At 56.8% G+C, this 10,461-nt stretch carries 12 protein-coding genes and 1 pseudogene; 1 reads left to right on the top strand and 12 read right to left on the bottom strand.

Features of this window, described 5'->3' with window-relative positions:
• The 7 genes from trxA to AC221Y_RS14595 form a co-directional block, all read right to left on the bottom strand.
• The coding region (gene trxA, locus AC221Y_RS14625; protein ID WP_486707600.1) for a thioredoxin at positions 1-365 on the bottom strand (365 nt) is incomplete at its 3' end.
• Between the two features lie 90 nt (positions 366-455).
• Entirely contained in the window at positions 456-689 is a 234-nt protein-coding gene (locus AC221Y_RS14620) for a hypothetical protein (RefSeq protein ID WP_299753435.1), read from the bottom strand.
• Positions 673-1,293, bottom strand: coding sequence for a hypothetical protein (locus tag AC221Y_RS14615; protein ID WP_366141704.1), 621 nt, complete (start codon positions 1,291-1,293; stop codon positions 673-675). The genes AC221Y_RS14620 and AC221Y_RS14615 overlap by 17 nt, the downstream gene beginning before the upstream one ends.
• A gap of 18 nt (positions 1,294-1,311) precedes the next feature.
• On the bottom strand, positions 1,312-1,692 hold the full coding sequence (locus tag AC221Y_RS14610; RefSeq protein ID WP_486707599.1) for a hypothetical protein: 381 nt from the start codon (positions 1,690-1,692) through the stop codon (positions 1,312-1,314).
• A 425-nt stretch (positions 1,693-2,117) separates the two neighbouring features.
• Positions 2,118-3,608: an FAD-binding oxidoreductase gene (locus AC221Y_RS14605; RefSeq protein WP_299753437.1), complete on the bottom strand. Its 1,491-nt coding sequence runs from the start codon at positions 3,606-3,608 to the stop codon at positions 2,118-2,120.
• Positions 3,609-3,638: 30 nt separating this feature from the next.
• Positions 3,639-4,427: an exodeoxyribonuclease III gene (locus tag AC221Y_RS14600; protein WP_299753439.1), complete on the bottom strand. Its 789-nt coding sequence runs from the start codon at positions 4,425-4,427 to the stop codon at positions 3,639-3,641.
• 292 nt (positions 4,428-4,719) lie between these two features.
• Positions 4,720-4,953, bottom strand: coding sequence for a MarR family winged helix-turn-helix transcriptional regulator (locus tag AC221Y_RS14595; RefSeq protein ID WP_299753441.1), 234 nt, complete (start codon positions 4,951-4,953; stop codon positions 4,720-4,722).
• Positions 4,954-5,119: 166 nt separating this feature from the next.
• On the opposite strand from AC221Y_RS14595, the pseudogene AC221Y_RS14590 reads away from it, so the two are divergent.
• A pseudogene (locus AC221Y_RS14590) lies at positions 5,120-5,434 on the top strand (cytochrome b); the annotation flags it as partial.
• 86 nt (positions 5,435-5,520) lie between these two features.
• Here the strand turns inward: AC221Y_RS14590 and AC221Y_RS14585 are convergent.
• Genes AC221Y_RS14585 through AC221Y_RS14565 form a run of 5 tightly spaced genes read right to left on the bottom strand, consistent with a single transcriptional unit; the run spans position 5,521 to position 10,376 of the window.
• Complete coding sequence (locus AC221Y_RS14585) at positions 5,521-5,913, bottom strand: F0F1 ATP synthase subunit epsilon (RefSeq protein WP_299753443.1); 393 nt, start codon at positions 5,911-5,913, stop codon at positions 5,521-5,523.
• A gap of 13 nt (positions 5,914-5,926) precedes the next feature.
• Positions 5,927-7,351 carry a F0F1 ATP synthase subunit beta gene (gene atpD, locus AC221Y_RS14580; RefSeq protein ID WP_299753445.1) on the bottom strand — a complete coding sequence of 475 codons (1,425 nt, stop codon included), beginning with the start codon at positions 7,349-7,351 and terminating at the stop codon, positions 5,927-5,929.
• Positions 7,352-7,372: 21 nt separating this feature from the next.
• A complete protein-coding gene (locus AC221Y_RS14575; protein ID WP_299753447.1) occupies positions 7,373-8,248 on the bottom strand; it encodes a F0F1 ATP synthase subunit gamma in 876 nt (291 codons plus the stop codon).
• 28 nt (positions 8,249-8,276) lie between these two features.
• Positions 8,277-9,815: a F0F1 ATP synthase subunit alpha gene (gene atpA / locus AC221Y_RS14570; RefSeq protein WP_299753449.1), complete on the bottom strand. Its 1,539-nt coding sequence runs from the start codon at positions 9,813-9,815 to the stop codon at positions 8,277-8,279.
• A complete protein-coding gene (locus AC221Y_RS14565) occupies positions 9,816-10,376 on the bottom strand; it encodes a F0F1 ATP synthase subunit delta (RefSeq protein ID WP_486707598.1) in 561 nt (186 codons plus the stop codon).
• Positions 10,377-10,461: the final 85 nt, after the last annotated feature.

The following is a 10,461-nucleotide window of genomic DNA, read 5'->3' as shown; positions in this document are numbered from 1 at the left end:
ATAGCCTTATCAATAAACGCCTTAATCTCAGACGCAGGCAACGCACCCTGGAACGCATCAATCGGCTGACCTTGCCAAAACGCGTAGACAGTCGGAAGCGATTGAACCCGCAGTTGTTGCGCAATTGCCTGATTCTCATCCACGTTGACTTTAACAAGCTTCACCGCACCGCCTGCCGCTGTCACGGCAGCTTCAATAGCAGGAGTAAGCTGGCGACACGGTCCGCACCACGGCGCCCAAAAATCGACGATGACCGGGACGGACTGGCTCGCTTCAACGACGTCGGCCATAAAGGTGGCCTCGGAGCTGTCTTTGATTAGATCGCCCGCTGGGGCGGATGGCGCAGTTGGATTGAGTTCAAGCATTTTCGTCCCCGGTATTAAGTGTTGCACTTTATATGCGAACGATTGCGAAAAGACCAAGGGGGCCCGCCGCGATTTCCCAAGCTCAAAACTCTACGAAAGCGCCGCTTTTTGTACCCGCGTCAACGGCAAGCCCCCGGTCAGACCGGCCGGAAGCACAAGCCACGCGCCAGCCGCGTAAAGTTTGGCCGTCATAGCCGAGGCATTCTGAATTGTAAGTCCCGCAAGCGCCGCATCCGACAATCGCTTGACCGTCGCCGTCACAGCGATCCAGGCAAACAGGATGATCGGCAAAACCGCCAATATGCGCTTAGCAGTCGTGAACATGTTCCAGCCTTAGCCCATTCAGCGCCCGCAGGCGATCTGCGAGATCGCGCACTGGCACCACAATCAAATGTCGGTAGTCGCCGTACCCCTGACGGCGAACGCTATACAAAGCGCCGTCAATTTTCTGTAGATCTGAAAGAGCTGTGAGCAAAACCTGATCGTTCCCCGCTATTTCCCGAATATCCGCACCAGCGGCCGAAAGACGCTCCAGAATGACGGAAAAGGCGCGATAGCGATCGGTTTCAATCTCGATCCCATCCCCAAGTAGGCCGATGATCGTTATGCCTGCGATGTCGGAAAGTATTTCGTTCGCCACGCCCGACACTACCGAGCGGAGCCGCAAATCATCAGCTCCCACGCCAGCGACCGCCGCCTCAATGACCCCAGCATAGGTGGCTTTTGCGCCGTATTCCGCGCCCAAAGCGAACCGCCGTTCCCGGTCCCGCAAGCTGTCCCCGGACAGATCCGCCAGCGCTTTCGCATTCGTCGCAAAATCCCACTTATACCAAGGCGATTGCTGCAAGAACGCGCCGTAAGCGGCGGCTTGGTCGGCACTGAGATCATCAAGCGGCGTACGTTCTGCACCCCGCAGCCAAACAGTCACGCGACCGCGAGTTTCCCTTTAGGCCGCTTTTGCCAGAAGTTCGGCAGTGAAGCTGACGCCGATCGTATAGATGGTCGCCTTGGTATCGCCAGTGACACCGCCCATGCTTGCCGCAGCTTCAGTCAGGGGACAAAGCGTTCCCCAAAAGCCAGAGATCGCCCGCAGATAGCCGAATTCATGTGGAGCCCCTGTAGTAATAACTCTCGCGTATTCGTCGTAGGCGTGAGCGATATGCCATTCTGGATAGGTCAAAAGCGTCCGGCTTTCGGCGCGCTGCCAATTCGGATCAACGATAAGCGGTTGATATCCCGTTCCCGAAGGTTCGCCGCGACACGCCACCTCGATGTAGATCGGAGGGGCGACCAACCCGATCAGGGCAATCCCCAAAGCGAACACCAACCGCTTCACCCATCGCCAAAGAGACGTCACTTCGCGCGATAAAGAAAAAGCCCCGATGCCAATGCGATCCCGCCAAGACAGATGTGCGGCAGGTTCGCCAGAATTTTGAAACCAAACGGAACGTCCTGAAATCCAAGGTAAAGATTCCGAAATCGAGATACCCCGACCCGGTGATCAAGCCCATCACCTCATCGCCCAGATAAAGCGCGCAAAGATCACCAGAAACATGCGCGCGGCACGTGCCGACATCAGACCTGCCACCAACGCCCAAATCGCAGAGGACAAGTGCAGTGAGTCATCAAAGATATCTCACGCGAAAACGCCAAAAGCCACGCCATCAGCATCCGTGATGCCGGGGATGTAGTTCAAAGAGGCCGCGCCCAGCAGCACAACAAAGAACCCGATGGAGATGCACTGGTGAATGGTCATGCCATATCCGCCAAATAACGATCCCAAAACCCGTTGCGGAAAACCAAATCAGGATCGTAAAATCTCTTCTCGGCGACAAATTTCTCGGCGTTCGGATACCCACGCCGAAATTGCTGGTTCGTCGCATGCGGGCGATACGGCAAGTAATACGTGCCACCTAAATCAAGCACACGATCGATAAGGGCTTGCGTCATACGCGCGTGATCCGTTTCCGCGCGTTGCGTCATTTCTTGGCTGAACAGCAGCGCACAGGCGATCCGGGGTGCGGGCGCATAGGCCAAAACACTCTCTTCGTCCCCGGCAACATAGCGCAAGGTGATGTTCAAAAGCTCTTGATAGCTTGAAGGGATAACTTCCTGACATGCAGTCACAAAATCCGCAAAACGTCCCGGAGGAACAAAGTATTCATGCAGGATATCGGTGCGTGTCGGATCCTTGTCCTCCAAGGTCACAACCGGTTCATTGATCAAGGAATTGCGACTTACCGGACCGCTTGCGAACATCGTCCCCAGACCCGTTTCAAACCACCAGCGGAGATCCTTCGCCCTTTCGTTTGCGACCTGTGCGCGAAAGACATGGCGAGATAATTGACTGAGAGTGCCCGAGCCGCTTGCCGGTGGCACGATGTTTTGATCCGCGGCGGCGCGATAGGTGATCACCATTGCATCTTCAAAGAAGGTGTCGCGATCAACGTTAAGACGACCGTAGGCCATATTTACATCTCCAGATTCAATCGCTCCCACAAAGAACGGCGCAAAATCGCGGGACGGGACCTTCCGGAAGGTCGGTTCCAGATTGAGGTTCGGCTCTGCTTCGACCTCAAGTTCGATCACCGCGCCGGTCAGTCCGTACCCGCCCATGGTCGCGAAGAATAACGGTGCATTTTCCGTTCGTGAACACCGCACCAACTCGCCGTCGGGACGTACAATGAACATGCTGCGCACAGTGGATCCCATGGGACCATGAGGCGCTGGCCAGCCATGTGCATTGACGCAAAATGTCGCCGCCACGCCAAAATCATTGTTCGATTGCATGACTTTGGGTCCAAACCCAAGCGGATCTAACGCTCGAATCACATCACTCCAACGGGCACCGGCATGCACACGATAGGTCGTCCCGCCCCGATTGATTTGGGTAAAGCCATTGTCGAAAGTCATCGCATGACCGTTGGTCGGGATCGCGTGTCCGCCCATCGAATAACGCCCGGCTCCGACGTTGAAAGGGCGTCCTTCATCGCGGGCGGCGGCTATCTCGGCGCGGATTTTATCAGCAAGGATTTCTGTCGGGTTTTCTACCGCGACGGTGTGCCGGAAAATCGGAGTTTCACTTAGAAGACTGGCGTCGTTCATTGTGCCGTCTGCGCCAACTGGCTGCAAAGAGGTCGTCCCCGCCAGCGGGGGGCGCTTCGATGTTAGTTTGGCGCCTGCAATGCCGCCGACAATGCCGCCGCCGGCAAGAAGAATAGCGCGTCGTGTCAATTCGCCCATATCTAACCCCTTCTCTGTTCGGTACTGACGCTACAAATCGAATGTGGCGAAAACCGGAGCATGATCGCTTGGCTTTTCCCAACCGCGAGCTTCGCGCAACACGCGGCTTCCATGCCCTGCATTCGCGATATCGGACGTCGCCCAGATATGATCAAGACGTCGGCCCTTGTCTGCGTCTTCCCACCCCGGCGAGCGGTACGACCACCAGCTATAAAGTTGTCCGTCAGGGATATCCTGGCGCGTGATATCGACCCATTTGCCAGCATCTTGTGTAGCTCCAAAATGCTCGACTTCGATCGGTGTGTGGCTCACGACCTTCAGAAGCTTCTTGTGATCCCAGACGTCATCTTCGCGCGGCGCAATATTCAAGTCCCCGACAAGAATGGATCTTTTAGGAGACTCCGCGTGGAACGCATCACGCATTTCAGTCAGGTAATCGAGTTTCTGGCCAAACTTGATGTTCTTTTCACGGTCCGGAATGTCGCCCCCGGCTGGGACGTAGAAGTTATGAATTGTCACGCCGTTCGCAAGCCGCGCGGCGACGTGGCGGGCGTGGTCGAGGGAGGCGTAGTCAGCCCCACCGGCATCTTCCAAGGGGAGCTTCGACAAGATTGCGACGCCGTTGTATCCCTTTTGACCGCGGGCAACCATGTGGCTGTAGCCAAGGGCTTGGAAGGCTTCGAGGGGGATTTTCTCGACGGGCGATTTGCATTCCTGAAGGCAAAGAACGTCGGGGGCTTCTTCTTGCAACAGCTTGCAAACAAGGACCTCGCGGAGGCGAATGGAGTTAATGTTCCAGGTGGCAAGAGTGAAGGACATGGGGGCTCCGTTCGGTTTTGGGTTGGCGCGAGAGTAACAAGCGCCTGCGTCGGGGACCACGGACAATTGGCAATGTGGTGGGCAACGCACGGTCAAAAAATACACTGTGCAACCGGCAAGAGATTATTGGCGTTATTTTGAAGGGAATGGGAGAAAAGCGCACGTCGGTATCACGTCGATGCAACGGCAGCATTCCGTCGGGGCGCCTAGATGCGAACGGTGGCGGGATGCGTGAGATGTGGTAGCGGCGTCAAGAGGTATTGAGTGGATGTTATGGGGGCGGTCGCTGAGTTTAGGCACCCAGAACTTGCTCAAGAATGTCACGAAGGTCTTTGCGTTGCTTACCCGTAAGGCCTGCCACCAGCTCCGCATTCACTTTTTCGACGCTCCCGAAAAGCGTTTGACTTAAAGCGCGCGCCGCATCCGTGGGGTAGATGGTATGCGTCCGCCGAGATGTCGGATGTGCGCGGCGTTCCAGCAGATTTTCTGATTCCAAATGATCGATGGCACGGCTGATTGCGATCATGATCGTCGGCGGACCAATTGTCGGGGGCAGTTTCTAGCGGAAACGCCAAACTCTGAACCATTCAAAATAACCGCTCTGACCGTGCATATAAGCACAGGGATGCTGATCCTTGTCTTGATGGTGGTCCGGCTGATCGTGCGCATGGCGAAAGCCCAAGCCTCCCCACGCGGATATCGGCAATGACCTTTTGAACAAAGGCGCAGCGGCAGCACATTGGGGGGTCTATGTGCCTGGTTTTGCCATGTGTATTTCGGGACTGGCCACCGCAAATATCGCGGGCCTTCCGGCTCTCGTGTTTGGCGGATCGGGCGAGCCTTTACCTGCCAGTTTTGATGATATTGCGCCGCGTGTCGCGCACGGCGTTATTGCCACGCTGCTAGGTTTGCTGATCCTCAGGCACGGGGCGGCGGGTCTTTACCACCAGTACGCGCGCAAAGACGGGCTTTTGGGGCGCATGTGGTTCGGAGGTCGCGGCGCGTAAGACCGTCAGCGGCTTTGTTGATCAGTCGATGTTCAGGACGAAAAAAAGGGCCCCACGGGGCCCTTTGTCATTCTTATATCGCTGTTTTACAGCGCGCCCCTAAGCGCCATCAAGTCCGACAGACGCTTGGCCGCTGTGTCGACAGCGTCACCTTCGGCCGCGTCACGGGCAGCCTGCGCCTTGGCGACACGCTCGTCCATGAACTCGGCCGTAACTTCGCCTTTTGGCAGGGCCTCTTCCGCCAGCACGGATGTGCCCTCGGACGAGATTTGCGCAAAGCCGCCGGTTACGACGAATTCCTGCGTGCCGCCGTCCATCTCGACCAACAGAACGCCGGGGCGCAACGTGGTCACAGTTGGCGCATGGTCGGGCATAGCCGTCATGTCACCATCCGCCCCCGGAATTTGCACCGCTTTGGCCTTACCCGAGACCAGACGGCGCTCCGGTGAGACGAGATCGAATTGCATCGTGTCAGCCATTGGCTTTCACTCCTTAGGCAGCCTCGGCGGCCAGTTTCTCGGCTTTCGCCTTCACGTCGTCAATGCCGCCAACCATGTAAAAGGCCGCTTCCGGCAGGTGATCGTATTCTCCGGCAACAACCGCTTTGAACGACGCGATTGTGTCTTCCAGCTGAACCTGAATACCGTCCGAACCGGTGAAGACTTTTGCAACGTCGAAGGGCTGGCTGAGGAACCGCTCGATCTTACGGGCTCGGGCCACGGCCAGTTTGTCTTCTTCCGACAGTTCATCCATGCCGAGGATGGCGATGATGTCCTGCAGAGACTTGTAGCGCTGGAGGATTTGCTGAACGTCGGTAGCAACTTTGTAGTGCTCGTCACCGATGATGAGCGGGTCAAGCAAGCGCGAGGTCGAGCCAAGCGGGTCCACAGCGGGGTAGATGCCTTTTTCCGAGATCGCGCGGTCAAGAACCGTGGTCGCATCAAGGTGGGCAAACGAGGTTGCAGGTGCGGGGTCGGTAAGGTCATCGGCGGGGACATACACAGCCTGAACCGACGTGATCGAGCCGGTCTTGGTCGACGTAATACGTTCCTGCATAGTACCCATGTCGGTGGCCAGCGTCGGCTGGTAGCCCACAGCGGACGGGATACGGCCCAAAAGCGCGGAGACCTCGGAACCCGCTTGTGTGAAGCGGAAGATGTTGTCGACAAAGAACAGAACGTCCGAACCGCTGTCATCTCGGAACTGCTCGGCCAGTGTCAGACCGGAGAGCGCGACGCGCATACGCGCACCTGGAGGCTCGTTCATCTGACCGTAGACCAGTGCGATCTTCGAGTCGGAGAGGTTATCGGGTGTGATAACGCCGCTTTCGATCATCTCGTGGTAAAGGTCGTTGCCTTCACGGGTCCGCTCACCAACACCGGCAAACACGGACACACCCGAGTGCACTTTGGCGATGTTGTTGATCAGCTCCATGATAAGAACCGTTTTACCAACGCCTGCACCACCGAAGAGTCCGATCTTTCCGCCCTTGGTGTAGGGTGCGAGCAGATCAATGACTTTGATGCCAGTCACCAGAAGTTCGGTTGCTGTTGACTGCTGGTCAAATGCAGGTGCGTCGCCGTGGATCGCACGACGCTCTGTCGCGTTGACCGGGCCTTGCTCGTCCACAGGCTCGCCCACGACGTTCAGGATGCGACCCAAAGTTGCGTTGCCAACTGGGACCGAGATCGGTTCGCCCAGGTCCGTAACGATCTGGCCGCGGACCAGACCTTCGGTCGCGTCCATAGCGATTGCGCGAACTGTGTTTTCGCCCAGGTGCTGAGCCACTTCCAGAATCAGTCTGTTACCGTTGTTATCGGTTTCAAGCGCATTCAGAATTTGGGGCAGCTCGTCGCCGAACTGCACGTCAACAACAGCGCCAATGACCTGGGTCACTTTGCCTTTTGCGTTTGCCATATCTCTGGTCTCTCCGGTCGTTTAGAGCGCTTCCGCGCCCGAAATAATTTCAATCAGCTCGTTCGTGATCACTGCTTGACGCGAACGGTTATATTGGATGGTCAGACGATCGATCATGTCGCCCGCATTTCGCGTCGCGTTGTCCATGGCGCTCATCCGTGCGCCCTGCTCGGACGCCGCATTCTCAAGCAACGCCGTAAAGATCTGCGTGGCGATCCCGCGCGGCAGAAGATCAGCGAGGATCTCGGTCTCGTCGGGCTCGTAGTCGTAGACGGTCGACTCGCCGGCATCGTCTGGGACTTCGAACAACGCAGGAATGATCTGCTTTTCGGTCGGCTTTTGCGTAACGACGTTTTCGAACTCGGAATAGAAGATCGTTGCGACGTCGAATTCGGATGCGTCAAAGCGCGTCAGCACTTCTTCCGCGACGATTTGAGCATTGGCGTAGCCAATACGCTTGATGTCGCTAAAGTCGACGTGGCCGATCAGATGAGCACCAAAATCACGGCGCAACTGCTCGCGGCCCTTCTTGCCGACAGTCAGGATCTTCACCGTCTTACCTTCGGCGACCAACTTGGTGGCTGCAATCTTCGCGATCTTGACGATCGACGAGTTAAAGCCGCCGCAAAGTCCACGTTCCGCAGTCATGACAACCAACAGGTGCGTTTGATCACCGCCGGTGCCGCTCAGCAGCTTCGGCGCGCTGTCGCTGTCGCCAACGGACGACGCAAGTTCGGCCATCACAGCGTTGAACCGCTCGGCGTAGGGCCGGGCCGCAGCCGCAGATTCTTCCGCCCGCCGCAGTTTCGCGGCGGCGACCATCTGCATCGCCTGCGTGATCTTCCGGGTCGATTTGACCGAGCTGATCCGATTTTTTAGGTCCTTGAGGTTGGGCATCTATCCCTATCCTTCCGGGCGATTAATCTCAGGCGAAATCTTTGGCGAAGTCTTCGATCGCAGCTTTCAGCCTGTCGGCTGCATCGCCTTTGATCTTTGGATCGTCGTTGGTGATCCAATCAATAACGTCGCTGTGCTTTGCATGCATATGCGCCAGAAGGCCGCTCTCAAAGCGGCTGACGTCCGACAAAGGAAGTTTGTCAAGATAGCCGTTCGTGCCGGCGAAAATGGCAACCACGATCTCTGCATTGGTCAATGGCGAATACTGCGGCTGCTTCATCAATTCGGTCAGACGCGCGCCACGGTTCAGCAGACGCTGGGTCGAGGCATCAAGGTCGGAACCAAACTGTGCAAAGGCGGCCATTTCACGATACTGCGCGAGCGAGAGTTTAACAGGACCAGCGACAGACGACATCGCTTTTGTCTGAGCAGAAGAGCCCACACGCGACACCGACAAACCGGTGTTCACAGCAGGGCGGATACCCTGGAAGAACAATTCGGTTTCAAGGAAGATCTGACCATCGGTGATCGAGATCACGTTGGTTGGAATAAAAGCCGATACGTCGCCACCTTGGGTTTCGATGATAGGCAGAGCCGTCAACGAGCCACTGCCATTGTCTTCGTTCAGCTTGGCCGAACGCTCCAACAGGCGGGAGTGAAGATAGAATACGTCGCCAGGATAGGCTTCGCGGCCCGGTGGACGGCGCAGCAAGAGCGACATCTGACGATAGGATACAGCCTGCTTGGACAAGTCATCATAAATGATCAGCGCATGGCGGCCATTGTCACGGAAGTGCTCTGCCATCGCGGTTGCCGCGTATGGTGCAAGGAACTGCATCGGTGCCGGGTCGGATGCGGTTGCCGCCACAACGATCGTATACTCCATGGCGCCGCTCTCTTCGAGGCGCTTTACCAGCTGCGCCACTGTGGAGCGCTTCTGGCCGATCGCCACGTAGACGCAATAAAGCTTTTTGCCTTCGTCGTCGCCTGCAGCTTCGTTGTAGGACTTCTGGTTCAAAATAGCGTCAAGTGCGACGGCAGTCTTGCCAGTCTGACGGTCACCAATGATCAATTCTCGCTGACCACGGCCAATCGGGATCATTGCGTCAACGGATTTGAGGCCAGTCGCCATTGGTTCGTGAACCGATTTACGCGGAATGATACCCGGCGCTTTTACGTCAGCGACACGACGCTCTGTGGTCTCAATCGGACCTTTGCCATCAATCGGATTGCCAAGGCCGTCAACGACACGCCCCAGAAGCGCGTCACCTGCAGGCACGTCTACGATCGAATTCGTGCGCTTTACAGTGTCGCCTTCTTTAATGTCGCGGTCAGACCCAAAGATGACGATACCGACGTTATCGCTTTCCAAGTTCAGCGCCATGCCCATGATGCCGCCAGGGAATTCGACCATTTCACCGGCCTGGACGTTGTCGAGGCCGTAGACGCGGGCGATGCCGTCGCCAACGCTCAGCACGCGTCCAACTTCGGCAACTTCGGCTTCCTGGCCGAAATTCTTGATCTGGTCCTTCAGGATCGCAGAAATTTCTGCTGCTTGGATCGCCATTTATCCGACCTCTTTCATAGTGTTCTGGAGTGCTGCGAGCTTGGAACGAACCGACGTATCGATCATTTTCGAGCCCACTCTGACAATTAAACCGCCGATGAGGCTTTCATCGACGGTAACATTCATTTTTACAGTTTTGCCAACCGACACCTTCAGCGTTTCGGCAAGCTTGGTTCTTTGATCGTCACTGAGCGCGCGTGCGGCCTGCACCTCGGCGGTGACTTCGCCTTTTTCGTCCGCGATCAGATCCCGCAGAACAGCCATCAGATGCGGCAAGACGAAGAGGCGTCGCTTGGACGACATCAACTTCAGGGTAGAGGCGACAGTATCGCTCAGGCCCATTTTGTCGGCGAGGGCGGCGATGGCGCGCGCCTGATCATCGCGACTGTAGATCGGCGAATGGATCAGCGCTCGGAAGTCTTCGCTGTCGTTCAGCGCGCCTTCCAGCGTGTCGATATCGCGTTCCAGCGCGTCGAGCGCATTGCCGTCCTTGGCCAGCTCAAAAACGGCTGAACCATAACGGGCGGCAATACCGGTCGAGATTGACGATGATTCTGACACGAGACCCCTTCCGCGTAATTCTTTTTGTTTCCTTGCGACATAGCACTGACAGACTGCCAACCAAGCCGCACATCCCCAGCCCGGT

Source organism: Boseongicola sp., assembly GCF_057460485.1.
This window is presented reverse-complemented; position numbering and strand designations above follow the sequence as displayed.